The organism is Polaromonas sp. LjRoot131, assembly GCF_964252805.1.
In the GTDB taxonomy this organism is placed as follows: domain Bacteria; phylum Pseudomonadota; class Gammaproteobacteria; order Burkholderiales; family Burkholderiaceae_C; genus Polaromonas.
The window spans coordinates 90076-114815 of record NZ_CAXUPF020000004.1; the positions used below are offsets into that span (position 1 = coordinate 90076).

At 66.2% G+C, this 24740-nt stretch carries 25 protein-coding genes; 15 read left to right on the forward strand and 10 right to left on the reverse strand.

Going from position 1 to position 24740, the window contains the following annotated elements; genetic code table 11:
- Positions 1-4: 4 nt before the first annotated feature.
- A complete protein-coding gene (gorA, locus tag ACSQ27_RS17930) occupies positions 5-1375 on the forward strand; it encodes a glutathione-disulfide reductase (RefSeq protein ID WP_436156852.1) in 1371 nt (456 codons plus the stop codon).
- 219 nt (positions 1376-1594) lie between these two features.
- Here gorA and ACSQ27_RS17935 read toward each other — a convergent pair whose 3' ends face one another.
- Entirely contained in the window at positions 1595-2596 is a 1002-nt protein-coding gene (locus ACSQ27_RS17935) for an FHA domain-containing protein (RefSeq protein WP_436156853.1), read from the reverse strand.
- Entirely contained in the window at positions 2593-3954 is a 1362-nt protein-coding gene (locus ACSQ27_RS17940; RefSeq protein ID WP_436156854.1) for a S1 family peptidase, read from the reverse strand. Before ACSQ27_RS17940 ends, ACSQ27_RS17935 begins: the two co-directional genes overlap by 4 nt.
- A gap of 89 nt (positions 3955-4043) precedes the next feature.
- Here ACSQ27_RS17940 and ACSQ27_RS17945 point away from each other — a divergent pair, with 89 nt between their 5' ends.
- Both ACSQ27_RS17945 and ddpX read left to right on the forward strand, forming a co-directional pair.
- Entirely contained in the window at positions 4044-5543 is a 1500-nt protein-coding gene (locus tag ACSQ27_RS17945) for an AMP nucleosidase (RefSeq protein ID WP_436156855.1), read from the forward strand.
- Positions 5544-5554: 11 nt separating this feature from the next.
- Positions 5555-6124, forward strand: coding sequence for a D-alanyl-D-alanine dipeptidase (gene ddpX, locus ACSQ27_RS17950; protein ID WP_436156856.1), 570 nt, complete (start codon positions 5555-5557; stop codon positions 6122-6124).
- 16 nt (positions 6125-6140) lie between these two features.
- Here ddpX and ACSQ27_RS17955 read toward each other — a convergent pair whose 3' ends face one another.
- Positions 6141-7244, reverse strand: coding sequence for a mechanosensitive ion channel family protein (locus ACSQ27_RS17955; RefSeq protein ID WP_436156857.1), 1104 nt, complete (start codon positions 7242-7244; stop codon positions 6141-6143).
- A gap of 37 nt (positions 7245-7281) precedes the next feature.
- On the reverse strand, positions 7282-8487 hold the full coding sequence (purT, locus tag ACSQ27_RS17960; protein WP_436156858.1) for a formate-dependent phosphoribosylglycinamide formyltransferase: 1206 nt from the start codon (positions 8485-8487) through the stop codon (positions 7282-7284).
- A 211-nt stretch (positions 8488-8698) separates the two neighbouring features.
- On the opposite strand from purT, the gene ACSQ27_RS17965 reads away from it, so the two are divergent.
- On the forward strand, positions 8699-9514 hold the full coding sequence (locus ACSQ27_RS17965; RefSeq protein WP_436156859.1) for a siderophore-interacting protein: 816 nt from the start codon (positions 8699-8701) through the stop codon (positions 9512-9514).
- Positions 9515-9520: 6 nt separating this feature from the next.
- Here the strand turns inward: ACSQ27_RS17965 and ACSQ27_RS17970 are convergent, their stop codons facing one another.
- From ACSQ27_RS17970 to pcaH, 3 genes are all read right to left on the reverse strand, one after another.
- The gene (locus tag ACSQ27_RS17970; RefSeq protein WP_436156860.1) at positions 9521-9904 is read right to left on the reverse strand and encodes a VOC family protein; all 384 of its coding nucleotides are present in this window, start codon (positions 9902-9904) and stop codon (positions 9521-9523) included.
- Positions 9905-9987: 83 nt separating this feature from the next.
- Positions 9988-10578: a protocatechuate 3,4-dioxygenase subunit alpha gene (pcaG, locus tag ACSQ27_RS17975; RefSeq protein WP_436156861.1), complete on the reverse strand. Its 591-nt coding sequence runs from the start codon at positions 10576-10578 to the stop codon at positions 9988-9990.
- A 19-nt stretch (positions 10579-10597) separates the two neighbouring features.
- Positions 10598-11311: a protocatechuate 3,4-dioxygenase subunit beta gene (gene pcaH, locus ACSQ27_RS17980; protein ID WP_436156862.1), complete on the reverse strand. Its 714-nt coding sequence runs from the start codon at positions 11309-11311 to the stop codon at positions 10598-10600.
- A gap of 154 nt (positions 11312-11465) precedes the next feature.
- Here pcaH and pcaQ point away from each other — a divergent pair, with 154 nt between their 5' ends.
- The gene (gene pcaQ / locus ACSQ27_RS17985; RefSeq protein WP_436156863.1) at positions 11466-12410 is read left to right on the forward strand and encodes a pca operon transcription factor PcaQ; all 945 of its coding nucleotides are present in this window, start codon (positions 11466-11468) and stop codon (positions 12408-12410) included.
- Here the strand turns inward: pcaQ and ACSQ27_RS17990 are convergent.
- On the reverse strand, positions 12407-13336 hold the full coding sequence (locus ACSQ27_RS17990; RefSeq protein WP_436156864.1) for a class I SAM-dependent methyltransferase: 930 nt from the start codon (positions 13334-13336) through the stop codon (positions 12407-12409). The genes pcaQ and ACSQ27_RS17990 overlap by 4 nt on opposite strands.
- Positions 13337-13624: 288 nt before the next feature.
- Here ACSQ27_RS17990 and ACSQ27_RS17995 point away from each other — a divergent pair, with 288 nt between their 5' ends.
- The 10 genes from ACSQ27_RS17995 to ACSQ27_RS18040 all read left to right on the forward strand — a co-directional run bounded on the left by ACSQ27_RS17995 (position 13625) and on the right by ACSQ27_RS18040 (position 22873).
- Positions 13625-14041, forward strand: coding sequence for an RNA recognition motif domain-containing protein (locus ACSQ27_RS17995; RefSeq protein ID WP_436156865.1), 417 nt, complete (start codon positions 13625-13627; stop codon positions 14039-14041).
- 222 nt (positions 14042-14263) lie between these two features.
- Positions 14264-14713 carry a MarR family winged helix-turn-helix transcriptional regulator gene (locus tag ACSQ27_RS18000; RefSeq protein ID WP_436156866.1) on the forward strand — a complete coding sequence of 150 codons (450 nt, stop codon included), beginning with the start codon at positions 14264-14266 and terminating at the stop codon, positions 14711-14713.
- A 65-nt stretch (positions 14714-14778) separates the two neighbouring features.
- On the forward strand, positions 14779-15195 hold the full coding sequence (locus ACSQ27_RS18005; protein WP_007865659.1) for an organic hydroperoxide resistance protein: 417 nt from the start codon (positions 14779-14781) through the stop codon (positions 15193-15195).
- An 86-nt stretch (positions 15196-15281) separates the two neighbouring features.
- Positions 15282-16391: a DUF2855 family protein gene (locus tag ACSQ27_RS18010; RefSeq protein ID WP_436156867.1), complete on the forward strand. Its 1110-nt coding sequence runs from the start codon at positions 15282-15284 to the stop codon at positions 16389-16391.
- A gap of 78 nt (positions 16392-16469) precedes the next feature.
- Positions 16470-17531 (forward strand): serine/threonine protein kinase, encoded by a 1062-nt coding sequence (locus tag ACSQ27_RS18015; protein WP_436156868.1) that lies wholly within the window; start codon positions 16470-16472, stop codon positions 17529-17531.
- A gap of 122 nt (positions 17532-17653) precedes the next feature.
- Entirely contained in the window at positions 17654-18631 is a 978-nt protein-coding gene (locus tag ACSQ27_RS18020) for a tripartite tricarboxylate transporter substrate binding protein (protein WP_436156869.1), read from the forward strand.
- A 24-nt stretch (positions 18632-18655) separates the two neighbouring features.
- On the forward strand, positions 18656-19633 hold the full coding sequence (locus ACSQ27_RS18025; RefSeq protein ID WP_436156870.1) for a tripartite tricarboxylate transporter substrate binding protein: 978 nt from the start codon (positions 18656-18658) through the stop codon (positions 19631-19633).
- A gap of 10 nt (positions 19634-19643) precedes the next feature.
- On the forward strand, positions 19644-20357 hold the full coding sequence (locus tag ACSQ27_RS18030) for a molybdate ABC transporter substrate-binding protein (RefSeq protein WP_436156871.1): 714 nt from the start codon (positions 19644-19646) through the stop codon (positions 20355-20357).
- 179 nt (positions 20358-20536) lie between these two features.
- Positions 20537-21613, forward strand: a complete 1077-nt coding sequence (locus tag ACSQ27_RS18035; RefSeq protein WP_436156872.1) for an isocitrate/isopropylmalate dehydrogenase family protein — start codon at positions 20537-20539, stop codon at positions 21611-21613.
- A gap of 6 nt (positions 21614-21619) precedes the next feature.
- Entirely contained in the window at positions 21620-22873 is a 1254-nt protein-coding gene (locus ACSQ27_RS18040; RefSeq protein WP_436156873.1) for an Hsp70 family protein, read from the forward strand.
- Here the strand turns inward: ACSQ27_RS18040 and ACSQ27_RS18045 are convergent.
- Positions 22870-23970 carry an AbrB family transcriptional regulator gene (locus ACSQ27_RS18045; protein ID WP_436156874.1) on the reverse strand — a complete coding sequence of 367 codons (1101 nt, stop codon included), beginning with the start codon at positions 23968-23970 and terminating at the stop codon, positions 22870-22872. The two genes, ACSQ27_RS18040 and ACSQ27_RS18045, sit on opposite strands and share 4 nt — an antisense overlap.
- Positions 23963-24724 carry an SDR family NAD(P)-dependent oxidoreductase gene (locus ACSQ27_RS18050; protein ID WP_436156875.1) on the reverse strand — a complete coding sequence of 254 codons (762 nt, stop codon included), beginning with the start codon at positions 24722-24724 and terminating at the stop codon, positions 23963-23965. Before ACSQ27_RS18050 ends, ACSQ27_RS18045 begins: the two co-directional genes overlap by 8 nt.
- Positions 24725-24740 lie beyond the last annotated feature (16 nt).

Sequence of the window (24740 nt, forward strand, 5' to 3'; positions counted from 1 at the left end):
GCGCATGCAGACTTTTGACTTTGACCTTTTTGTGATCGGCGGCGGCAGCGGCGGCGTGCGCGCCGCGCGCATGTCCGCCCAGCGCGGTGCGCGTGTCGGCCTGGCCGAGTTCGCGGCCATGGGCGGCACCTGCGTCAACGTGGGCTGCATCCCGAAAAAACTCTACAGCTACGCCGCCCACTACGGCGACAGCTTTGAAGAGTCGCATGGCTTCGGCTGGACCGGCGAGAAGCCTGTCTTCGACTGGGACATCCTGAAGGCCAACCGCGCGCGCGAGATCGCGCGGCTCAACGGCATCTATGTGCAGCTGCTTGAAAGCGCGGGCGTGAAGATCATCAAGGGCTGGGCCCGGCTGCTCGACGAACACACCGTCGAGGTCGACGACCAGAAATTCACGGCCAAACACATCCTGGTCTCCACCGGTGGCACCGCCACCGTGCCCGCGCTGCCGGGCCGTGAGCATGTGCTGACTTCGGACCACATGTTCGACCTCAATCCTTTCCCGAAACGCCTGATGGTGGTGGGTGGCGGCTACATCGCCTGCGAATTCGCCTCCATCTTCAACGGCCTGGGCGCGGAGGTCACGCAGGTGCACCGCCGCGACATGCTGCTCACGGGTTTTGACGAAGACGTGCGCCGCTTTATCGCCGCCGAGATGAGCAAGACCGGCGTCAAGCTGCAGCTGGGAACCGAAGTGGAGTCCATCACCAAGACGGACACCGGCCTGCAAATCGCGTTCAAGGGGGGCGGCGCCGGCCTGGAAGTGGACGCGGTGCTCTATGCCACGGGCCGCGTGCCCAACGCCAACGGCATAGGGCTGGAAACCGTGGGTGTGGCGGTGAACGCGGCCGGCGCGATACAAGTGAACGAACACTACCAAAGCTCGGTGCCGTCCATCTATGCGCTGGGCGACGTGACGGCGCGCATGCAGCTGACGCCCGTCGCGCTGGGCGAAGCCATGGTGGTGGTGGACCAGCTCTTCGGCCCGGCAGCCGGCAAGAAGCGGCGCAACATGAGTTATGAGTTTGTGCCGACGGCCGTCTTCACCCACCCCAACATCGGCACGGTCGGTTATTCAGAAGCCGATGCGCGCGCGAAGTTCGGCAAGGTCACAGTGTTCCGCGCCGACTTCAAGGCCCTCAAGCACACGCTGAGCGGCAGCACCGAGCGCACGCTCATGAAGCTGCTGGTCGAGGACGCCACCGACCGCGTGGTGGGCCTGCACATGGTGGGTCCGGATGCCGGCGAGATCGTCCAGGGTTTTGCCGTGGCCATGAAGGCCGGAGCGACCAAGGCAATTTTTGACAGCACGATCGGGATTCACCCCACGGTGGCGGAAGAATTCGTCACCATGCGGGAACCGGTCAAAGACTAGGCCTGTTCACGCTATTGATGCAGCCATCTGTGGATCTGAATTTATCCGCAGATAAACGCAGATTGACGAGAAGGCATTTGTACTGAGGACTTGATCCCTGTCTTCATCTGCGTCAATCTGCGTAATCTGTGGATGAATCTCTTTATCCGCAGATTACGCAGATTTACACAGATTGAAAGCCAGGTAGTCTGGTTCGTCCTTTTCGGCGGATTTGTGGCGTCAGTCCGCGTCGGGATCTTCGGGCGTATCGGCATCGGGCTCTCGATCCTTGAGCCGCTCATCCAGCCGCTTGCGAATCGAACCAGCCTCCTCCAGAAACTGCGGCACCGGCACCGCGGGTGCCATGCGCAATGAAGGCGGGTACAGCGTGGACAGGTAGAGCTTGTTGGACAGGCGCTTGTTCTGCAGCCAGTTGGTGCCCAGCATCGCGACCGTGCCGAGCACGGCGATGCCGGCCACCAGCGCGGCCAGGCCGCGGCGGCGCTGCGGGACGATGACCGTGAGGTGCACATAGATGGCGGCCGCTCCGCCCAGCAGCACCAGCAGCCCTTCAAAACGCGCCAGGCTTTCGAGCGAGAACATAAAGGCCAGCAGGCCGGCCAGTGTGGACACCACCTGCACCGCGAGCGTGCTGAAGCAAGCGATGCGCACGTGGCGCCAGAACTGCAGGTGGCCGGTGAACAGCTTGGTGGCCAGCGCCCACAGCCCGGCCCAGATGGTGATTCCCAGCGCCACCGCGCCCAGCAGGCCGGGCAGCTGCCGCGCGAGTTGCGAGGGCTCGGTCAACGTGAGCCAGGACTGGCCCAGCACCAGGGCCAGCATGCCGGCGAGGGCCAGCAGCGTCCAGCCGGTGGTGCGCCAGGGGAAGTGCGGCAACAACTCTTCGGCCGGCACGGGCGCTTCGGCCAGGCGCAGGCCCAGCTTGAGGCGTCCCAAAACCAGCGCCTCGCCGGCGGGCCAGTCGAATTGCGCACCGCGGCCATGCCGGGCGCGGCCCAGGGCCACGCCGTTGACGCTGTCCAGCACCTGCACGCTGACGCCGCCCTCGGGCGTGCGGCTGATGCGCAGGTGTTCGCCGGCCACGTGGCTGTCGTCCAGCACCAGGTCGGCCGCGAGCGCACGGCCCACGGTGACGGGCCAGTGGCGAATATCGAGCCGGGCAACCGTGGCGCCGTTGCGGTCGGTGGCCTGCAGCAGGCCCAGGATGGGGGTGGCGCTCATTTGGCGGCCTCCCACTTGAAGCCGGCGAGGTAGTGCGAGACCAGCTTGAGGCCGTTCTCGAAACTCACGCCCTGCGCATCCATGCGGCCCTGCACGCCGCGCGTGGACTGGTTGACCGACATGGTCAGCACCGACACGTCGTAAAGGCCGGGCAACTTGCGGTAGGCGCTCATGCAGACCACGGCGCGCATGGGCATGCCGCCGGTCTCGATGAAGCGTTCCGAACATTCGGCGGGCGTGGCCTTGCGCGAGCCGCGCGTGGCGAAATATTCATTGGCAAAGCTCTGCGAATACATCGCGGAAAAGCGCAGGGGCCCGAGCTTGGGCGCGTTGTAGGCCTCGTAGCGCAGGCGTATGTAGCCGGTGTTGAAGTCGCCGGCGAACACATGGCTGTCGATCTGGCAGTCGGTGCGCTCCAGGTCGAATGCCTTGAAGTCGGGCTCGCGCCCGCGGCCCCAGCAGCGGGCCAGCGCGTCGTCGGGCACAGGCACGCTGTAGCCGCCGTGCTTTTGCGCGGTCAGGGGCGCGGCGGTGAAGCGCTGCGTCAGCAGGGCCTGGTGTTCGCCGAGCTGGCGCGCCACTTCGGCATGCGCGGGCTTGGTGATGGGCTGGGCCGTAGCGGACTTGGCCAGCAGGGCCTGGGCGAACTCGGCGGGGATCAAAAAGCTCAGCAGGTCGCCGTCCAGCCGCTTGGAGACGTTGACGCCGACCACCTGGCCCGCGTCGTCGAGCGCCGGGCCGCCGCTCATGCCGGGATTGAGCGCGCCGCCGAAAAAGATGCGCGGGTAAAAACTGCGCTGCACCAGGCCGTTGTAAGTGCCCTCTGTCACGGCAAAGCCGATGTCCAGCGGGTTTCCCAGCGAGTAGATGCGCTCGCCGCGCGCCAGCGGCCTGTCGGCGCCGCGAAAGGCCAGCTGCGGCATGCCCGTGGCGGGCGCCTTCACGCGCAGCAGGGCCAGGTCGTTGCGCACGTCGAAGGCCAGCAGTTCGACCTCGGCCTCCTTGCCGTCCACCGGCACGTAGACGCCGCGGTAGCGCTCGGGCTCCAGCGCAAGCTGGCTGGCCACGTGGAAGTTGGTGATGATGAGCCCGTTGGCCGAGACAAAAAAGCCCGAGCCGACGCTGGCCTGGGTGTTGGAGTTGCGCAGCAGGGTACGTATCTGCACCAGCTTGTCGCGGGTGGTTTCATAGGCGCGCTGGGCGTCGCGGGAGATCTGGGCCGGCGCCGCGGCAGGGGCTGCGCCCGGGGCGCCGCGTGCCGGCGCGGGGGTCTGGGCGTAAGCGGCCTGAAGGCAAAGCGCGCCCAGAAGGGCGCCCAGCAATGCACGCAATGGCCCGAAGGGCTTGGAATGGTTCATCGATGCATTCTAGGGTCTGGAGATGAAGAGCAGGTGCCGGGGAGTTGCCGCACAATGGGGCCATACGTAGAAAGACAGGCCCCCTTTTCATGCCCTACCTCCCCCCTTTCATCGCCCCCACCCGTTACAGCGACCCGGCCGCCGCGCTGGCCCAGGTCCGCGCGATTTACGACCAGCAGATCGCCCACCTGCGTGACGCGATGCAGCGTTATGTGGCCGGCGAAACCCTGCCCGGCCACGTGCGCGCCTGCTACCCTTTTGTGCGCATCCACACCGACACGGTGGCGCGCGCCATCCTGGAGACACCGGACATCTCGCAGCTGAGCTTTGGTTTTGTCGCCGGGCCCGGCCGCTTTGAGACCACGCTGACCCGCCCCGACCTCTACGGCAACTACTACCTCGAACAGTTCCGCCTGCTGATGCAGAACCATGACGTGGAGCTCGAGATCGGCACCAGCGCGCAGCCCATCCCCATCCACTTTTCGTTCGCGGAAAACGACCACATCGAAGGCAATATGACGGCGGCACGCCGCATGCTGATGCGCGACGTGTTCGACCTGCCCGACCTGGCCGCCATGGACGACGGCATCGCCAACGGCACCTACGAGCCCCTGCCCGGCGAGCCACAGCCGCTGTCTCTGTTCACCGCGGCGCGCGTCGACTATTCGCTGCAGCGCCTGCGCCACTACACGGGCACCTCGCCGCACTGGTTCCAGAACTTCGTGCTGTTCACCAACTACCAGTTCTATATTGACGAGTTCGTGCGCCTGGGCCACGAGGCCATGGCCGACCCGGACAGCGAGTACATCGCCTTCGTCGAGCCCGGCAATGTGGTGACGCGGCGCACCGGCCTGCCCGCCGCCGAGGGCGACGAGCTCGGCGTGCCGCCGCCGCGCCTGCCGCAGATGCCGGGCTACCACCTGCTGCGCGCCGACCACAGCGGCATCACCATGGTCAACATCGGCGTCGGCCCGGCCAATGCCAAGAACATCACCGACCACATCGCGGTGCTGCGCCCGCACGCCTGGATCATGCTGGGCCACTGCGCGGGCCTGCGAAACAGCCAGCAGCTGGGCGATTACGTGCTGGCCCACGGCTATGTGCGCGAGGACCACGTGCTGGACGAAGAGCTGCCGCTGTGGGTGCCCATCCCGGCGCTGGCCGAGATCCAGGTCGCGCTGGAAAAAGCCGTGGCCGACGTGACCCATGCGGTCGGGCCCGACCTCAAGCGCATCATGCGCACCGGCACCGTGGCTTCCACCGACAACCGCAACTGGGAACTGCTGCCCGGCAACCAGCCGCAGCGCCGCTTCAGCCAGAGCCGCGCGGTGGCGCTGGACATGGAAAGCGCGACGATCGCCGCCAACGGCTTCCGCTTTCGCGTTCCCTACGGCACCCTGCTGTGCGTGAGCGACAAGCCGCTGCACGGCGAGATCAAGCTGCCGGGCATGGCCAACCACTTCTACCGCGAACGTGTGGACCAGCACCTGCGCATCGGCATACGCGCCATCGAGCTGCTGCGCGCCGAGGGCATCACGCAGCTGCACAGCCGCAAGCTGCGCAGCTTCTCGGAAGTGGCCTTCCAGTAGACCCGGCCGCCATGAGCCCAGCGCCCCTCGTCCAGATCAGGGAAGCCACGCACGACGTCGTCATCGACATGATGTACGCGCGGCCCGACAACTTCACCGGCCAGGTGATCTACGGCCACAGCTTCTGCTTTTTGCATCCCGAGGCCGAAGCCTGCCTGCGCCGCGCGGTGGCCGGCGCACGCGGCTTCGGCTACAAGCTCAAGATTTTCGACGCCTTCCGCCCGCACGAGGCGCAGGAAGCGCTCTGGGCGGTGCTGCCGGTGCCGGGGTATGTGGCCGACCCCGCCAAGGGCTCCAACCACACGCGCGGCGTGGCGGTGGACCTGACCCTGCTGGACGCCAACGGCCAGGAGCTGGACATGGGCACGCCGGTCGACACCATGACGGCGGCCTCGCACCACTTCTATGCCGACCTGCCGGCCGCGGTGCAGCTCAACCGCATGAAGCTGCTGACCATCATGCTGGAGGCCGGTTTTGTGCACCACCCCATGGAGTGGTGGCATTACCAGTTGCCGGAAGCCAAGGAGTTCGAACTGGTCAGCAGCGCGGTGTTTGCCGGCTGCCTGGATGCGGCGGCCTGAAAAAAAGCTTCTGGATTCAGGCCTGCGTGGGCAGTTCGCCGGTGGCTTTTGAACCCTGCGAGCCTTCGCCGGCTTGCGTGATCTCGGCCCGCATCATCGGCAAAAACTGCGGGTACTCGCGCTGCATGAAGTCCACCAGCGCCTCGCGCAACTTGCAGCGCAAGTCCCAGTTGAGGCCGGAGTTGCCCGAGGTGACAAGCAGGCGCAGCTGCATGCTGCGCTCGCCGGCCTCCACCACCTGCAAAAGGCACAGGCGCCTGTCCCATTCGGGCGCCGCTTCGCAGGCGCGGCGCGCGGCCTGGCGCAAAGGCTCCAGCGGCATGCGGTAGTCCACCCAGACGAACACGGTGCCTATGATCTGCGCGCTGTTGCGCGTCCAGTTCTGGAAGGGGTTTTCGATAAACCACTGCAGCGGGATGATCATGCGCCGCTCGTCCCAGATCTTGAGCACCACGTAGGTGCCGGTGATTTCCTCGACGCGGCCCCATTCGCCCTGCACGATGAGGACGTCGTCGATGCGCAGCGGCTGGGCCAGCGCGAGCTGCAGGCCGGCGATCAGGTTGCTGAACACCGGGCGGGCCGCGATACCGGCCACGATGCCGATCACACCGGCCGAGGCCAGCAGGCTGGCACCCAGCTGGCGCGCGCCGGGGAAGGTCATCAGCATCATTGACAGGCCCGCGATCAGCACCATGAAGCCTGCCGTGCGCGCGAGCAGCCGCGTCTGGGTATGGATGCGGCGCGCGTTGAGGTTGTCCTCCACCTCGACCGAATGCTGGCCGACCACACCTTGGGCCACGCCGTCGATGGCGCGCAGCGCCAGCCAGGTGATGGTGGCCAGCAGCAGCAGGATGTTGCCGTGGCGCACCTGCGAAATCAGCGGCAGCGCGTCGGGCGCTGCCTGCCAGACGGCCTGCAGCGCGATCAGCGGCAGCACAAAACGCGTGGGCCGCCAGCTGCGGCGCGCCACCGCGCTGGAAATCGGCAGCTTGCGCGTGATGCGCCAGATCACCGCCGCGCCGACGCGGTGCACCACCAAGGCCAGCACCACGGCCACCACCGCCGAGAACAGCACGCGCCAGGCGGCGTCCTCCAGAAGGCGGAGTTCACCGAAATTCATGGCGCGACGGTTCCGGTCATGCCCTCTGCCTCCCGTGTCAGCCGGCCTTGCGCGGCCGCACCAGGGCAGCGGCGGTTTTGGCGTTGATGCGCGCCGTCTCCACGTCGGCGTCGAAAGCCAGCGCCACGCCCATGCGGCGTTTCACAAAACTCTCGGGCTTGCCGAAAAGGCGGATGTCGGAGTTGGGCACACGCAGCGCCTCGGCCACGCCGTCGAACACAATGCCCTCGGCGTCGACGCCGCCGTAAATCACGGCGCTGGCGCCCGGGCTCTTGAGCGCGGTGTTGACCGGCAGGCCGAGGATGGCGCGCGCGTGCAGCTCGAACTCGTTCTGCCACTGGGTGCACATCGTGACCATGCCGGTGTCGTGCGGGCGCGGGCTCACTTCGCTGAACCAGACGTCCTCGCCCTTGACGAACAGTTCGACGCCAAACAGGCCTTGTCCACCCAGGTTGTCGGTCACGGCCTTGCAGATGTCGCGGCTTTTTTGCAGCGCGGCCGGGCGCATGGGATGCGGCTGCCAGCTTTCCACATAATCACCGCTGACCTGGACGTGGCCGATCGGCTCGCAGAAGTGGGTTTCAATCTTGCCGTCGGCGCCCATCGCACGCACCGTGAGCTGGGTGATCTCGTAGTCGAAGTCGATAAACCCTTCGACGATCACGCGGCCGTGGCTCACGCGGCCGCCGGCCATGGCGTAGTCCCAGGCTTTTTTCACGTCGGCCGGCCCGGCGATCTTGCTCTGGCCCTTGCCCGAGGAGCTCATCACCGGTTTGACGATGCAGGGGTAGCCGGTGGTCGAATCGATGGCGGCCTGCAATTCCTCCAGCGAATCGCAGAACACATAGGGGCTGGTCGGCAGGCCCAGGGTTTCGGCGGCGAGGCGGCGTATGCCCTCGCGGTCCATGGTCAGGCGCGCGGCGCGGGCCGTGGGGATCACGCGTACCGTGCCGGCGGCTTCGAGTTCTTCCAGCATGGCCGTGGCGATGGCCTCGATCTCGGGCACGACCAGGTCGGGTTTTTCTTTTTCAATCAGAGCCTTGAGCTGGGCCGGGTCGCTCATGGTGATGGTGCGCGCATGGTGGGCCACCTGCTGGCCCGGCGCGTTCTCGTAGCGGTCGGTGGCGATGGTCTCCACACCGAGTCGCTGCAGCGCGATCAGCACCTCCTTGCCCAGCTCGCCGGAGCCGAGCAGCATGACTTTGGTGGCATGGGGGGACAAGGGGGTTCCGAAAGTTGTCATAGATAGAGGTATGGGTAAGCGCTGAAGAGGGAAGTGGGAAAGGCGACGGCAATGGCAGGCACCTGGGCTTACTTTACTGCACCGGCCCCGCGCGCCTGGGTAGGACGTTTGCCCTTGCCCAGGACCGGATATTGCCGTCAGATGATAATTATTCTCAACTAGAACACTTCACCTCCAGCGGCCTTGATGTGCCGCCACCCGAAAGACCCGTATGTCCACCCTACCCGCTTCCCCATCCGCTCCCGCACCCGAGGCCGCCCCGCGCAAACGCCGTCCGCCGCGCCGCGTGCAGGTCACCCGTGTGCAGACTTTGAGCCCGCTGATGCGCCGCATCACCTTGCAAGGCGCGGAACTTGAAGGCTTTGAGGTCAACGACCCGGCCAGCTATATGAAGCTGATTTTTCCCGAGCCCGGCCAGACAGAGCCGGATCGCCCGTTGCCCGACGGGCCTAGGCCGAAGTCCATGCGCACTTACACGCCGCTGGCCGTGCGCGCCGACGTGCACGAGGTCGACGTCGACTTTGTGCTGCACGGCGACGGCCCCGCCTCCACCTGGGCCGCGCAGGCTCAGGCGGGCCAGGTGCTGTTTTTGATGGGGCCAGGCCCCGGCTACAAACTCGCGCTGGATGCGCCCCTGCACCTGCTGATAGGCGACGACAGCGCCCTGCCCGCGTTTGAAACCATCCTGGCCGCCTTGCCCGCAAGTGCGCAGGCGCAGGTGCTGGTCGAAGTGGTCGATGCTGCCGAAGAGCGGCTGCTGCAAAGCGCCGCGAAGGTGGACGCCCGCTGGGTGGCGCGCGGCGCCGACAACACCCAGGCCGGCACCGCGCTGGAAGCCGCCCTACGCAAGACCGGCGCGCCCGCGGCCGATGCGCGTATCTATTTGGCTTGCGAGGCCGCGGCCATGCGTCGCTTACGCCAGTTGCTGATTGAAGAACTCGGCGTGGAGCGCAGCCGCATTGTGGGCCGCGGTTACTGGAAACTGGGCACCGTCAATCACCCGGACCATGATTACGGCGAGGATTGAGCCCCTTCACTGCCGGGCATAACTCACTGTCAGCATTTCCCACTGGTGGCCCTCGGGCTCGTTCCAGTAAACACCCTTGCCGCCGAACTGCGTGTCGACCTGACTGTCCATGGGGCCGCGCACCGTGCTGCGATAGGGAATGCCGGCCGCCTGGATTCGGCCCAGGATGGCGTCGAACTCTTGCGGGCTGACACGAAAGCAGAAGTGCTGGACGGGAAAGTCCTCGTCCGTGTCGATGAAGTCCAGTGTCAGGCCTTCGTTGACGTAGACGGCGGAGAAGGGTCCCAGGGCCGTGGGCGCCCAGGGCACGCCCAGCAGTTCCGCGAGCTGCCGGGCCGAGGCCACCTTGTCGCGGGCTGAAACGATGGTGTGGTCGAGTTCAATCGTCATGCAGGTCTCCCTTGGGGGAAACCGTTTTTATAGCCCTTTCGCACCCGGCCTGTCACACCGGGGCCTCACAAGTCCCCACGCGCTCAGAGGTCGAAGAACACCGTTTCCCTGTCGCCCTGTATATGGATGTCAAAGCGGTACTGCGGCCCGGCACCCGTCACTGCACGCTTAGCCACCAGGGTCCCCCGCCGTGCCGCCGGCACACTCGCCAGCACCGCATCCTTGCCGTTGGCTTGCGCCTCATCCTCAAAGTAGATGCGCGTAAAGGTATGCACCAGCAGGCCGCGCATGGTCACGCAGACATTGATGAAGGGCGCCTGGCCCACCGCCGCCACGCCGGGCTTGACGGTGAAGAATTCGTAGTGGCTTTGCGGCAGGGTGCCGGTGCCGCAACGGCCGAAGCCGGTGAAGCCGCGCGCTTCGGCATCCGCCACCGAGGTGATGGGCTGGCCGCTGCCGTCGGGCTGGGCGATCTCGACCATGGCGTCCATGATGGCGTTGCCGGCGCCGTCAAACACCTGGCCGGTGATGCGTATGTGTTCGCCCTGCGCGTTGGGCTGGGCCAGCACGGGCGTGAACAGGCTTTTGAGGTCGTAGCCATATTGCGTGGGCGTGAGGCCGTAGGCAAAGAAGGGGCCGACGGTTTGCGAAGGGGTTTGTTTGAGTTGGCTCATGGTGATGTCTTCCTGCCGCTTATTCAAAACGCGTGGCCTTGGGGCCGCGCAGCACGATGTCGAACACATACCCAAGCGCGTAATCGGGCTGGGTCACGTCGAGGCTGAATTTGGAGACCATCAGATCGCGCACGCCTTCGGGCGCGCCCATGTACATGGGGTCGTAGCTGAGCAGCGGATCGCCGGGGAAATACATCTGCGTGACCAGGCGGCTCGCGAAGTAATCACCGAACAGCGAAAAGTGGATGTGCTGCGGCCGCCAGGCGTTGGGGTGGTTGCCCCAGGGGTAGGCGCCGGGCTTGATGGTCTTGAAGCTGTAGCGGCCTTCGTTGTCGGTCATGCAGCGGCCGGCGCCCAGGAAGTTGGGGTCCAGCGGCGCGTCGTGCTGGTCGACCTTGTGCACGTAGCGGCCGGCCGCGTTGGCCTGCCAGACTTCGACCAGTGTGTTGCGTACGGGCCGGCCGTCTTCGTCCATTACACGGCCGGTGACGATGATGCGTTCGCCCAGCGGGTCGCCGTTCATGACGGCGTTCTTCGTCAGGTCGTTGTCGAGCGGGCCAAACTGTTCGATGCCGTAGACCGGCGCATTGAGCTGGGCCAGCGCCTGCTTGATCGGGACCAGCGGCTGTTTGGGGCCGCGCAGCAGGGTGGACTTGTAGCCCGGGTAGATATGGGGCGAATGGCTGGTCCAGTCACGCGGGGCGAGAAAGCTGGTGTTCAGGTCGGGTTTCATGGTGGGTGTCTCCGTGGGTCAGATGGGCTGCCTGGATGCCTTAGGCGGCGACTTCCGGCGCTGGAGCCACTTTAATCGCACCGAATGGTTATGTATATTGACATTTTTTCGGCTTATCCATAACCAAATTGGCCGATGGTGGTTAAATCTCGGCATGGTCGATGAACGCATCAAATACCGGCATTTGCAGTGTTTCCTGGCGGTGGCGCAGCATGGCAGTCTGCAAAAGGCGGCCGACGTGCTGGCGATCACCCAACCGGCCGTCTCCAAAACCCTGAAAGAACTTGAAGACCTGCTGGCCGTGCGCCTGTTTGAGCGCGGGCGCCGGGGCGCGGTGACTACGCGCGAGGGCGAGGCTTTTTTGCGCCACGCCGGCGCCAGTGTGAGTGCGCTGCGCGAAGCCGTGGCCAGCGTGGCGCAAACGCGGCGCCAGGGCAATGCCGTGGTCGCCATCGGCGTGCTGCCCACGGTCGCGCCCTGGCTGCTGCCGCAACTGCTGCTGCGGCAGGATGCCGAAGCCCAGGCGGACATGCACACCAGCCTGCGCATACACACCGGCGCCAACCCCGAACTGCTGGCGCGGCTGCGGCAGCGCGAACTGGACCTGGTCATAGGCCGCTTTGCTGAGCCGGCCCACATGCTGGGCCTGAGTTTTGAGCACCTGTATGCCGACCCGCTGGTGCTGGCAGTGCGCCCCGGCCATCCGCTGCAGGCGCAAGGCGCCCCCAAAATCGATCTGCTGGCGGGGCTGCAGGCCTTCACGGTGATCTTGCCCACACAGGGCACGGCGATCCGCCACACGGCGGACGGGTTTTTCCTGACGCGCGGCCTGGCCTTGCCGGCGCGCACCATCGAGACGCTATCGGTGTCGATTGCGCGCGGCTACACCTTGCAAAGCGACGCGGTCTGGGTCTCGCCGCTGGGCGCGGTACGGCCGGACCTGGACAGCGGTGCGCTGCTGCAGTTGCCCATGAGCATGGCCGGGACGGAGGAATTGGTGGGGCTGACCTTGCGCGCCGACATGGCACCTACGACAGCGCAGCAGGCCTTGATCGCGAATATCCGGCAATTGGCCGCGGAACGCCGCAGCCTGGCCTAGGCGGCTTCGGCTGTGACGGCGAAGCGCGCCGTCAGCTCGCCCAGGCCCAGCTCGTCGAGCACCTCGCGCAAGCGCGCTTGCGCCGCGCGGGTTTTGCCGGCCTGGGCTTGGGTGGGACGGCTGGCCAGGATCAGCTCGTTCTTCATCGAATGCTCCCAGCCCACCAGCTCAGTCACGGTGACCTGGTAGCCGTTGGCTTCAAGCTGCAGGCAGCGCAGCACGTTGGTGATCTGGCTGCCGAATTCGCGCGTGTGCAGCGGATGCCGCCAAAGTTCGGCCAGCGGGGTCTTGGCCAGCGAAAGGGCGCGGCTTTTCTTCAGCACGCCGGCAACCTCGGCCTGGCAGCAGGGCACCAGCACCATGTGGCGCGCACCTTTGGCCAAACCGAAGGCGATTGCGTCGTCGGTGGCGGTGTCGCAGGCGTGCAGCGCGGTGACGATGTCGATGGTGGGCGGCAGCTCGGTCGACGTTGTGGCCTCCTGCACCGTCAAGTTCAGGAAAGACATGCGCGCAAAACCCAGGCGCGCGGCCAGGCTGCGTGATTTGTCGACCAGCTCGGCGCGAGTCTCAATCCCGTAAACATGGCCGGCCATGGGCTCGCCTGCGTGCGCCACGTTGAAGAACAGGTCGTAAAGGATAAAACCCAGGTAGGACTTGCCGGCGCCGTGGTCGGCCAGCGTGAAGTTTGATTTCTGGGCCGCGACTTCATTGAGCAGGGGTTCTATGAATTGATACAGGTGATAGACCTGCTTGAGCTTGCGCCGGGTGTCCTGGTTGAGCTTGCCCTCACGCGTGAGGATGTGCAGCTCTTTCAGCAGCTCGATCGACTGCCCCGGGCGCAGCTCTTCAATGGCCTGGGCGGCGGGTGCGGGTTTTCCGGCATTTTTTGAAGGTTTTGCGGCGCGCGCGGTGCTGGGGGTCTGCATGGCCCCAAGTTTAGTGGGGCGCTGCAGGGCCTTATCCCAGGCGGTGCAAAAGCCTTTTGACCGGCCATGACGCCCTCTCCCAGAGGGCGAGGGAAGCGGAAACAGCCAAAAAACGACGAAAAAAGGCGCTCAGCCTGTTATAGGCGCATAATCCACCAGTTCGGGTTGCAAAAACCCGTACAAGTTGGTGATCGGTCAGTTTCGCGCGCTACGGCGGTACTTTTTGGTTTGTTGTGCTTTCGGGACCCCATCGCTTTTTGTTTTTATGTGTTTTTGAGGAGTCCCTCCATGGGCAACAAACTTTACGTCGGCAACCTGCCTTACTCGGTTCGCGACGAAGATCTGCAACAATCTTTTGGTCAATTCGGCGCTGTCACCAGCGCTAAAGTCATGATGGAACGCGACACCGGTCGCTCCAAGGGCTTTGGCTTTGTCGAAATGGGCAACGATGCCGAAGCGCAAGCTGCAATCACCGGCATGAACGGCCAGTCCCTCGGCGGCCGCAGCATCACCGTGAATGAAGCCCGTCCGATGGAGGCACGTCCTCCCCGTACCGGCGGCTTCGGCGGCGGTGGTGGCGGCTACGGCGGCGGTGGCGGTGGTGGCGATCGCTCCGGCGGTGGCGGCTACGGCGGCGGCGGTGGTGGCCGTTCCGGCGGCGGTGGCGGCTACGGCGGTGGTGGCGGCGGCCGCGGCGGCTACTAAGCCCTGCAAACCCCGTCAGCGGCAGAGATGCCGCTGTACACCCGCTCTCTCAGCTTCGCGCTGAGCAAAGCCCGAAAGGCTTCAAAACTCCGGTTTTGAGGCCTTTTTCTTTTGGGGCTCCGCCCTGTACCGATAGCCGAGTCCCGGCACGCCAGAAACGCTTGAAACATCTTCCAACAAATTAACTTGCACACAATTTAATTGTGAGCTACAATTCAACCCATGCCAAACAAAACCGACACCGTGGACGCCATGCTGCAGCTGGACAACCAGCTGTGTTTCGCGCTGTATTCCACCTCGCTGGCCATGACCAAGCTCTACAAGCCGCTGCTCGAGGACTTGGGCCTGACCTACCCGCAATACCTCGCGATGCTGGTGCTGTGGGAGCAGGACGGCCTCACGGTCTCCGAACTCGGCGAACGCCTGTACCTGGATTCAGGCACGCTGACCCCGCTGCTCAAACGCATGGAAACCGCCGGCCTGGTCTCGCGCCTGCGCGCCGTGCAGGATGAGCGCCGCGTGCACATCACGCTGACGGCCGAGGGCCGCAAGCTCAAGGCCAAGGCCGCAAAGATCCCCGGCTGCATCCTGAGCGCCACGCAATGCTCGATCCCGGAACTCGTGTCGCTGACGCAGCAGGTCCAGTCTTTCCGCAAGCGCCTCACCGCCTGATCCCTTTCACCCTCTCACTGATTTTTAACCCGCCCCGAACCGGGGTATCTCCAAAGGAAGCCACCATGACCACGCTCGAAAAAGTTCTCTACACCGCCCACGCCCACACCACCGGCGGCCGTGACGGCAAATCCAAGACCGACGACGGCCGCCTGGACGTCACGCTGAGCTCGCCCGGCACCTCGGGCACCGGCACCAACCCTGAGCAGCTGTTCGCGGCCGGCTACGCAGCCTGCTTCATCGGCGCGATGAAGGCTGTCGGCGGCATGAAGAAGATCGACGTGCCCGCCGACGTGTCCATCGACTCCAGCGTTGACCTGGGCAAGATCCCCAACGGCTACGGCATCGCCGTGCGCCTGGACGTGACCCTGCCCGGCATGGACCGCGCCGCCGCCCAGGCCCTGGTCGACGCAGCGCATCAAGTCTGCCCTTACTCCAACGCGACCCGCGGCAACATCGACGTCACGATTACCCTCAAGTAATCAAACCGACGGGCAAGGCAACTTGCTGTCACCAAAGCGGCCCGCCGGTGTTGAACCGGCGGGCCGTTTCATTTACGGTGTCGTGCATGAACACCGCAGTCACCACCAGCACATTCCAGGTCCGCAAAGACGCTTTGTCCCAAACCCGCTGGCAAGCCACCGCACCCATGCCATTGGCGCCCGGCCAGGCGCGGCTCGGCATTGAGTCCTTCGCCCTCACCGCCAACAACATCACCTACGCGGCTTTCGGCGAGGCGATGAATTACTGGCAGTTTTTCCCGACCGGCGAAGAGGGCTGGGGCTGCATCCCGGTCTGGGGTTTCGCCGTGGTGACGGAATCCTTATGCGAAGGCCTTGCCGTGGGGGAAAAGTTTTACGGCTACTACCCCATGGGCAGCGAGCTGGTGGTGCAACCGGCACGCGTCACGCCCTCAGGTTTCTTTGACGGCGCCGCGCACCGGCAGGCGCTGCCGGTGGTCTACAACCAGTACATGCGCTGCAGCACGGACCCGTTTTACGACGCGGCCACCGAGGACGTGCAGTCGCTGCTGCGCCCGCTGTTCATCACTTCCTTCCTGATTGACGATTTCCTGGCGGACAACGATTTCTTCGGCGGGGGCACCACGCTGCTGCTGTCCAGCGCATCGAGCAAGACCGCTTACGGCACGGCCTTCCAGCTCGCCAGGCGGACTGGCCTGGAGGTTGTGGGCCTGACTTCGCGGGGCAACAAGGCCTTTTGTGAAAGCCTGGGCTGCTACCACCGCGTGCTGGCGTATGAAGAGCTGGACGGCATCGCCGCCGATACGCCCTGTATTTACGTCGACTTCGCGGGCAATGCCGGGCTGCGCCAGCGCATCCACGGCCGATTTGGCCAGCTCCGCTACAACTGCTCCATAGGCGGCACCCATGTCGACGAACTGGCGGCCAAGGGCGGCAGCCGGGATTTGCCGGGCCCCAGGCCTGTGCTGTTTTTCGCGCCGGCCCAGGTCAAAAAACGCGTCGCCGATTGGGGCGCCGAAGCCTTCGGCCGGCAACTGGCGCAAGCCTGGCAGGACTTCACGCTGCAAGTGACCGGCGCACAGCCGCCCTGGCTGGTTCCCCAGCGGCATGCCGGCCAGGCATCGCTGGAGGCGGTGTACCGCGAAGTGCTCACCGGCAAGGGCGACCCGCGCACCGGCCACATCCTGCAGCCCTGAGCGGCGCGCAGCCCCCGCCCGCACAGGCGTTTACAAGCCGCGCTGGCTGGGGCCGGCATCTGCGCCGACAATCAGGGCATGACCGACAAAAGCCAAGCCCCCGCCAGCGCCGCGCTGCATGCATACGAGACGCTGACCCCTGACCGCGTGCTCGACGCGCTGGCCAGCGTGGGCTTGCTGGGCGACGGCCGCCTGATGGCGCTGTCCAGCTACGAAAACCGCGTCTACCAGGTGCACCTGGAAAGCCCGGTGGGTGATGCCGACCTGGCCGGCGACGTGGTCGTCGCCAAGTTCTACCGCCCCGACCGCTGGAGCGACGCGCAGATCACCGAAGAACACGCCTTCGCCGCCGAGCTGATGGCCGCTGAAATTCCCGTCGTCGGCCCGCTGGTGCTGGACGGCGCCACACTGCACCACTTCGGCGGTTTCAGTTTCAGCGTCTCGCCCAGCCGCGGCGGGCGCCGGCCCGAACTCGACAACCTCGAGGTGCTGGAATGGATTGGCCGCTTCCTCGCGCGCATCCACACCGTGGGCAGCGCCAAGCCTTTTACCCATCGCCCGGCACTCAACCTGCAGACTTTCGGCTTTGCCCCGCGCGACATCCTGCTGGGCGGCGGCCCAGGTGCCCACGGCTACATCCCGCTGGACATGGAGTCGCGTTGGCGCAAGGCCTTTGACGAAGCCATGCTGGTGGCGCAAACCGTTTTTGAAAGCGTGGGCGACGTGCGCACCCTGCGCCTGCACGGCGACTGCCACCCCGGCAACATCTTGTGGACACCCGAAGGCCTGCCGCTGGCGGGACCGCATTTTGTCGACCTCGACGACGCCCGCAGCGGCCCGGCCGTGCAGGATTTGTGGATGCTGGTTTCCGGCGACCGGGCCCAGTCCACCCGGCAGCTGGGCGCGCTGGTGGACGGCTATGAGGAGTTCCGCGAATTCGACCGGCGCGAACTCGCGCTGATCGAGCCGCTGCGCACCCTGCGCCTGGTGCACTACAGCGCCTGGCTGGCGCAGCGCTGGCACGACCCCATCTTCCCGATCAATTTCCCCTGGTTCGGCTCCAGCGACTACTGGAAAGGCCAGGTCGACATGCTCGAAGAGCAGACCGAGGCCATGCAGGAGACGCCGCTGGTCGTGTAAAGCCGGATAAATCGGATAGGTACTACGTACACATAGGGATTGCGATGAGGCTGAACCGGCCGCTCGTCGCTAGTATCTCCAGCAGCCCCGCACCTTGACGGCGGCACGTCTGGAGACAATGCATGAAATCCCGCCCGCTTCTGCTGGCCGCCCTGCTGTTGGCATCCCACGGCTGGTGCGCCGCCCAATCCACCCCATCCGCCTGGCCGGCCAAACCCATCACCATGGTCGTGCCCTTTCCGCCCGGCGGCCTGGCCGACCTGGTGGCAAGGCCGGTGGCCGAAGCCATGTCGCGCGACCTCGGCCAGCCGGTCGTGATCGAAAACAAGGCCGGCGCGGGCGGCGGCATCGGCATGGGCTACACCGCCAAGGCCAAAGCCGACGGCTACACCGTTGTCATGGCACTCTCCTCGCTCACGGTGATCCCCGAAGCCGACGCGCTGCTGGGCCGTGCCCCGATGTTCGCGCTCACCGACCTGCGCCCCATCGCGCGCTACACCGCCGACCCGACCGTGCTCGCGGTGCGCGCCGACGCACCCTGGAAGACGGTGCAGCAGTTTGTCGACGATGCCAAAAAGCGCCCCGGCGCGATCAACTACGGCTCGTCGGGCAACTACGGCACCATGCACGTGCCCATGGAGATCCTGGCGCAGAACGCAGGCATCAAGCTCACGCACATCCCCTTCACCGGCGCCGGCCCGGCCGTGGTGGCGCTGCTGGGTGGGCAGATAGACGCGGTGTCCTCAGGCCCGGCCACCGTGCTGCAGCAGGTCAAGGCCGGCAAGCTGCGCGTGCTGGCGCACTGGGGCAGCGACGTGCTGCCCTCCATGCCCGAGGTGCCCAGCCTCAAGAATGCCGGTTTCAATGCGGAATACGCGCAGTGGTCGGGCCTCTTCATCCCCGCCGGCACGCCGGAGCCTATCGCACAGCGCCTGCGCGCCGCGGCCAGAGCCGCCGCGCTGGATGCCAAGGTCAAGGAAGTGATCCTGGGCGCCGGCAGCCCGGTGCTGTACCAGGACAGCCCGGACTTTGAAAAGTATGTGCAGGCCGACGCAAAGCGCATGGCCGACGTGGTGAAACGCATAGGCAAGGTCGAGTAGCTTCTTTCATCCTGGGAGACGTCCATGAGCAAGCACTTCTTTCGCGGCCTTCTTCTCGCATTCGGCCTGGCCTCCACGGCCGCGCTCACGCCGGCCCTGGCGCAAAGCTACCCGGCCAAACCGGTGCGCATCATCGTGCCCTTTGCCGCGGGCGGGCCGGCCGACGTCTATGCGCGCTTCATGGCGCAGCGCCTGCAGGACGCGCTGGGGCAATCGTTTGTGGTGGACAACCGGCCCGGCGCGGGCTCGGTGATCGGCACCGACGCGGCGGCGAAATCCGCGCCCGACGGCTACACCCTGCTGCTGATGTCGAATGCGCACACTGTCAATGAAACGCTGATCGCCAGCAAGCCCTTTCAGCTGATGCGCGACTTTGTGGCGGTGGCGCCCATCAACTACTCCGACCTGGTGCTGGTGGCCACACCGGCGCTGCCGGATTCGACGCTGAAGGCGCTGATTGCCGATGCCAAAGCGCGGCCCGGCAAGCTCAATTACGCTTCGTCCGGCCCTGGCACGCCTTACCATATGGCCGGCGAGCTTTTCAAGAGCATGGCCGGCGTGTACCTGGTACACATCCCCTACCGCGGCAGCAGCGGCGCGCGCACCGACGTCATCGGCGGCCAGGTCGACGTGATGTTCGACGCCGTCACCACCATGGCCGAACAGGTCAAGGCCGGCAAGGTGAAAGCGCTGGCCACCACCGGCAAGCAGCGCTCCGAGGTGCTGCCCGATGTGCCGACCCTGCACGAAGCCGGCGTGCCCGGCTACGAGGCCACGATCTGGCTGGGCCTGATGGCGCCGCGCGGCACGCCCAAGGCGGTGGTCGACAAGCTCAACGAGGCCGTGTCGAAAATCGCCGGCCAGCCGGAGATCAGGCAGCTCTGGGGAAAACAGGGCGCCACGCCCATGGTGATGAGCCCCGAAGCCTTTGACAAATACACCCGCGAGGACATCGCCAAATGGGCGGGCGTGATCAAGGCCGCCCACATCACCGTCGATTGAGGGCGGCTCGATGGCGCATCCCTCCCCTTCCATACTGCACCTCCTCAGCGGCGGCGCCGCTCAAGGGCTGGTCACGCAACTGCAGGACCGCTTTCGCTCGCAACACCACTTTGAGATCGCCGGCACCTTCGGGGCCGTGGGCCTGATGAAGGACGGCTTGCTGGCAGGCAAGCCCTGTGACGTGATCATCCTGAGCCAGGCACTGATTTCGCAACTGGCGGAGAGCGGGCATGTGCAGGCGGCCAGCGAGCGCCCGCTGGGCGCCGTCAAAACCGGCGTGGCCGTGAAGACCGGTGAGCCCGCGGTCGACGTGGGCAGCGCCGCCGCCCTCAAGGCTGCACTGCAGGCCGCGTGCGGCCTCTATTTTCCCGACCCGATGAAGGCCACGGCCGGTATCCACTTCATGCGAGTGCTCAGGGAACTGGGGCTGGATGCCGAACTGGCCGGCCGGCTGCGGCCTTATCCCAACGGCGCGGCCGCCATGAAAGCCATGGCGGACTGCAACGAGCCCGGCTTGCTCGGCTGCACCCAGGTCACCGAAATCCTGTTCACGCCCGGCGTGGAACTGGTGGCCGCCCTGCCCAAGGCCTTTGAACTGGCGACCGTCTACACGGCGGCGGTATGCACCGCTTCGCAAAACGCGCAGGCCGCAGGTGAGCTCATCGCCATGCTGGCCAGCCCCGGCAACGCCGCGACACGGCGGGCCTGCGGCTTCGAAGCCTGAGCTTGCGGGCGCCCAAGGCGCCCCGGGGTTGATGCGCGCGCTGCATCAAACTTCAGCATCTTTGCAATTTACATAGACAAAGTGCTCAAGCATCATCGGGCACTCCGGCCGGCCCCCGGCCTTTCCAAAACAGCCTGGCAAGCGCGCGCTCAGCCGGGTCACCCAGAGACAAAGCCCGCATGACAAACAAACCCCACCTCGTCCTCGGCGCCCTGAACGGCGACGACATCGGCCATGAAATCGTTCCGGCTTCGGTGGAAGTGGCGACCGCCGCCGCCGCCCTGCAAGGGCTCAGCATTGACTGGCGGCCCATGCCCGTGGGCCGCAGGGCACTCGATACGCACGGCTCCACCCTGCCCGAGGGCACGCTGGAGGCGCTGCAGAAGATGGACGGCTTTGTGCTGGGGCCCATAGGCCACCGCGACTACCCCAAGGGGGCGGGCGCCATCAACCCGCACCCCATCATGCGCAAGCACTTCAACCTTTTCGCGAACGTGCGGCCCACGCGCTCTTACCCCGACATCGGCTGCCTCTACGACAACGTGGACCTGATCATCGTGCGCGAGAACAACGAGGGCTTCCAGCCCGACCGCAACATGCTGCTGGGCACCGGCGAGTTCCGGCCCACCGACGAGATCACGCTGTCGGTGCGCGTCATCACGCGCGCCGCCAGCGAGAAGGTGGCGCGCGTCGCGCTGGAGCTGGCGCGCTCGCGCCGCAAGCTGCTGACCCTGGTGCACAAGAACACGGTGTTCAAGCTCGGCTGCGGCATGTTTGTGGAAGAGTGCCACAAGGCCGCCAAGGACTACCCCGACGTCACCGTCAACGAGGTCATCGTCGACACCATGGCCATGCGCCTGGTGCGCGACCCGCACAACTTCGACGTCGTGGTCACCACCAATATGTTCGGCGACATCCTGTCCGACGAAGCCGCCGGGCTGGTGGGCGGCCTGGGCATGGCGCCGGGCCTGTGCATAGGCGAAGGCGACTTCGCGATGGCGCAGGCCACACACGGCTCGGCCCCCGACATCGCGGGCAGCGGCCGCGCCAACCCCTACGCCATGATCGAGTCGACGCGCATGCTGCTCGACTGGCTGGGCCGGCGCAAGAACATCCCGCAGGCGGTGGCCGCCGCGCAGTCCATGCAGCAGGCCACGGCCACCGCCCTGGGCGATGCGGCCGCGCGCACCGGCGACATACGCGGCAGCGGCAACACCGCTTCTTTCACCGCCGCCATCATCAAGGCACTCCAATAAGCAGCCATGGCACCTGAATCCTGCGGCGTCGACTTCGGGACGTCCAATTCCACCGTCGGCTGGAGCCGGCCCGGGCGGCCCGCGCTGCTCCCCCTTGAAGACGGCAAGCTCACCCTGCCCTCGGTGGTGTTCTTCCATGCGGAGGACTTCGAGGCCAGCTACGGCCGCGCCGCGCTGGCCGACTACCTGGGCGGCCATGAAGGCCGGCTGATGCGCTCACTCAAGAGCCTGCTGGGCACCTCCATGATGGACGAGTCCACCGAGCTCATGGGCCAGGCCATCCCGTTTCGCCGCCTGCTGGAGCAGTTCATAGGCCAGCTCAAGCTGCGCGCCGAGCAGGCCGCGGGCCGCTCCTTTACCCGCGCCGTCATGGGACGTCCGGTGTTCTTCGTCGACGGCGATGCGGGGGCAGACCGGCGCGCCGAAGAGACGCTGGGCGAGATCGCGCGGGCCGTGGGCTTCCAGGAGGTGGCTTTCCAGTTCGAACCCATCGCGGCGGCCTTCGACTACGAGTCGCAGATCAACCGCGAGGAACTGGTGCTGGTGGTCGACATCGGCGGCGGCACCTCGGATTTCTCGCTGGTGCGGCTGTCGCCGGCCCGCGCGCTGAAAAGCGACCGCCGCGAAGACATCCTGGCCAGCGGCGGCGTGCACATAGGCGGCACCGACTTCGACAAATACCTGAGCCTGTCCAGCGTCATGCCGCTGCTGGGCCTGGGCAGCCTGCTGGCCAGCGGCCGCCAGATGCCCTCGGCCCAATACTTCAACCTGGCCACCTGGCACACCATCAACTTCGCCTACACCCGCAAGGCCTGGCCCGAAATCCAGGACATGCACCGCCAGGCGATGGAAAAAGACAAGCTGGAGCGGCTCATGAACCTGGTGCGCCAACGCTCCGGCCACTGGCTGGCGCTGCAGGTCGAGGCCGCGAAGATCGCGCTGTCGGAAAGCGGCACCACGCAGATAGACCTGGGCCGCATCCAGCCCGGCCACAGCTTCACGCTGAGCCGGGAGACTTTCGATGCATCGATTGCCCACCTGGTGGCCGACATCGAGCGCACGGTCAGCCAGTTGATGCGCACGGCCGGCGTGCAGGCCGCCGGCATAGACACGGTGTTCTTCACGGGTGGCTCCAGCAGCGTACCCTTGCTGCGGCAGAGGATCGCCGCGCTGCTGCCCGATGCGCGGCGCGTGGAAGGCGATCTGTTCGGCAGCATTGGCGCCGGCCTGGCACTGGATGCGCGGCGCAAGTTTGCTTAAGGAATCTGGGCAGAAGGCTTGTCGTGCACCCAGCCGGTATGCACCAGAAACTTGAACACCCAGCGGATAGACAGCACTGTCGAGATCACGCGGAAAAAATGAAACGCCGTCACGATGGGCGCGCCTATGCCAAAGGTCTTGGCGATGATGGCCATCTCGGCGGTTCCGCCGGGCGCGACGGCGAGGAAGGCCGTCAACAGCGTGATGACGCCGGTCTTGCTCAGGCCCCAGGCCAGCAGCACACAGATGGCCAGCATGCTGAGCGTGACCGCGGCGGCCGAGACCAGCATGCGCGGCGACTTGATAAAGAACTGGCGCGTCATGTGCTGGCCCAGGCTCCAGCCTATGAGCACCTGCGCTGCAACCAGCGCCTCGGGGAACATGCGGCCGTTGACGCCAGAGGCGGCAAACGAGCCGGCCATGATTACCGGGCCCAGCAGCCAGGCATTGGGCACACGCATGCGTTCGGCCAGCCAGCCGCAGGCCGGCGCGAGAAAGACGGACAGCAAGGCCAGCTGCCAGCCGATGGCGGGCGTGGCCGCTGAAATATAGGGCCCGGCTTTTTCGCCGCTGTAGTGCGCAACGACCGAAGCCAGCGTGACCACCAGGATGATGCGGATGGCGTGGGCCGAGGCGACCTGTGCACCGTCGGCGCCGGCTTTTTGCGCCTGCAGCGCCATTTCGGCCGAGGCGCCGACTGCCACCGAATAAATCGCCGTGGGCCCGTCGATGCCGGCCAGGCGCTGGATCACACGCGAGAACAGCATGGTGAGCATGATGGAGAACGCGGCGCCGGCGAGCATCCAGTGGCCCAGCGACGCGACCTCGCGTATCACCTCCTGGGTAAACGTCAGACCCAGCGCCGTGCCTATGGTGATCTGCGCGGCGCGCCGGCCTTGCAGCGGCTGGCGCGCGCCCACGCCCAGCAGCATCACCAAGGCCGTGCCCATCATGGCGCCCAGCACCCAGGGCAGCGGGATCTTCAGCGAGAAGGCGGCATAGCCGCCGGCCGCCGCTGCCGCCAAGGTCAGCAGCCTGCGGCCCCAGAGCTGGGGCGCCGTCTGCGGCGCCGCGTCGGGAGCCGCCTTGTCAGACACTCAGGTAGGTCCCGCCATTGACGTGCAGGGTCTGCCCGGTGATAAAGCGCGCCGACGGCCCGGCCAGCCAGACCACCGAAGCGGCGATCTCGGCCGCCGTGCCGCGCCGGCCCAGCAGCGGATGGTGCTTGGCGTGGTGCTTGGGCGCGGCGGTGGAACTGCTGGTGGCGCGCTGGGTGTCTACCATGCCGGGCGACACGCAGTTGACCGTGATGCCTTCGGGCGACAAGTCGTGCGCCAGCGCGCGCGTGAGCCCGCCCAGGCCGGCCTTGGCCGTGACCACGTGCACGCGCTCGGGTGCGCCGGTGTGCGAGGTCATGCCACCAATGTTGACGACGGCCGCGCGGTCAGATTTCCTGAGCAGCGGCAGCGCCGCCTGCGTGCAGAAGAAGGCGCCGTCCAGGATCACGGACAGCGTGTCGCGCCAGTCGCGCGCCGAGATGCTGTCAAGCGGGGCTTCACGGCGGATCGCGGCGTTGTTGACCAGGATGTCGAGGCGGCCCCAGGCCGACTCGATGCCGGCCACCATGGCGGCCACTGCCGCCTGGTCGGTCACGTCGGCCACGCAGAGCAGCGCCTGCCCTCCGGCGGCGATGATTTCATCGACCACGGCCTGGCCCTCGGCCGCCGAGGAGCGCACATTGACGGCGATGGCCACACCCGTGGCGGCCAGGCCTAGCGCGATTTCTCGCCCGATGTTGCGGCCCGAGCCGGTGACCAGCGCGACGGCCTGGGGTTTGTTGGTGTTGCTCATAAAACGTCTTTCAATC

Coding starts and splice junctions, on each gene's coding strand:
- gorA (WP_436156852.1), top strand. CDS start 5: ATGCAGACTTTTGACTTTGACCTTTTTGTGATCGGCGGCGGCAGCGGC.
- ACSQ27_RS17935 (WP_436156853.1), bottom strand. CDS start 2,596: ATGAGCGCCACCCCCATCCTGGGCCTGCTGCAGGCCACCGACCGCAAC.
- ACSQ27_RS17940 (WP_436156854.1), bottom strand. CDS start 3,954: ATGAACCATTCCAAGCCCTTCGGGCCATTGCGTGCATTGCTGGGCGCC.
- ACSQ27_RS17945 (WP_436156855.1), top strand. CDS start 4,044: ATGCCCTACCTCCCCCCTTTCATCGCCCCCACCCGTTACAGCGACCCG.
- ddpX (WP_436156856.1), top strand. CDS start 5,555: ATGAGCCCAGCGCCCCTCGTCCAGATCAGGGAAGCCACGCACGACGTC.
- ACSQ27_RS17955 (WP_436156857.1), bottom strand. CDS start 7,244: ATGAATTTCGGTGAACTCCGCCTTCTGGAGGACGCCGCCTGGCGCGTG.
- purT (WP_436156858.1), bottom strand. CDS start 8,487: ATGACAACTTTCGGAACCCCCTTGTCCCCCCATGCCACCAAAGTCATG.
- ACSQ27_RS17965 (WP_436156859.1), top strand. CDS start 8,699: ATGTCCACCCTACCCGCTTCCCCATCCGCTCCCGCACCCGAGGCCGCC.
- ACSQ27_RS17970 (WP_436156860.1), bottom strand. CDS start 9,904: ATGACGATTGAACTCGACCACACCATCGTTTCAGCCCGCGACAAGGTG.
- pcaG (WP_436156861.1), bottom strand. CDS start 10,578: ATGAGCCAACTCAAACAAACCCCTTCGCAAACCGTCGGCCCCTTCTTT.
- pcaH (WP_436156862.1), bottom strand. CDS start 11,311: ATGAAACCCGACCTGAACACCAGCTTTCTCGCCCCGCGTGACTGGACC.
- pcaQ (WP_436156863.1), top strand. CDS start 11,466: ATGGTCGATGAACGCATCAAATACCGGCATTTGCAGTGTTTCCTGGCG.
- ACSQ27_RS17990 (WP_436156864.1), bottom strand. CDS start 13,336: ATGCAGACCCCCAGCACCGCGCGCGCCGCAAAACCTTCAAAAAATGCC.
- ACSQ27_RS17995 (WP_436156865.1), top strand. CDS start 13,625: ATGGGCAACAAACTTTACGTCGGCAACCTGCCTTACTCGGTTCGCGAC.
- ACSQ27_RS18000 (WP_436156866.1), top strand. CDS start 14,264: ATGCCAAACAAAACCGACACCGTGGACGCCATGCTGCAGCTGGACAAC.
- ACSQ27_RS18005 (WP_007865659.1), top strand. CDS start 14,779: ATGACCACGCTCGAAAAAGTTCTCTACACCGCCCACGCCCACACCACC.
- ACSQ27_RS18010 (WP_436156867.1), top strand. CDS start 15,282: ATGAACACCGCAGTCACCACCAGCACATTCCAGGTCCGCAAAGACGCT.
- ACSQ27_RS18015 (WP_436156868.1), top strand. CDS start 16,470: ATGACCGACAAAAGCCAAGCCCCCGCCAGCGCCGCGCTGCATGCATAC.
- ACSQ27_RS18020 (WP_436156869.1), top strand. CDS start 17,654: ATGAAATCCCGCCCGCTTCTGCTGGCCGCCCTGCTGTTGGCATCCCAC.
- ACSQ27_RS18025 (WP_436156870.1), top strand. CDS start 18,656: ATGAGCAAGCACTTCTTTCGCGGCCTTCTTCTCGCATTCGGCCTGGCC.
- ACSQ27_RS18030 (WP_436156871.1), top strand. CDS start 19,644: ATGGCGCATCCCTCCCCTTCCATACTGCACCTCCTCAGCGGCGGCGCC.
- ACSQ27_RS18035 (WP_436156872.1), top strand. CDS start 20,537: ATGACAAACAAACCCCACCTCGTCCTCGGCGCCCTGAACGGCGACGAC.
- ACSQ27_RS18040 (WP_436156873.1), top strand. CDS start 21,620: ATGGCACCTGAATCCTGCGGCGTCGACTTCGGGACGTCCAATTCCACC.
- ACSQ27_RS18050 (WP_436156875.1), bottom strand. CDS start 24,724: ATGAGCAACACCAACAAACCCCAGGCCGTCGCGCTGGTCACCGGCTCG.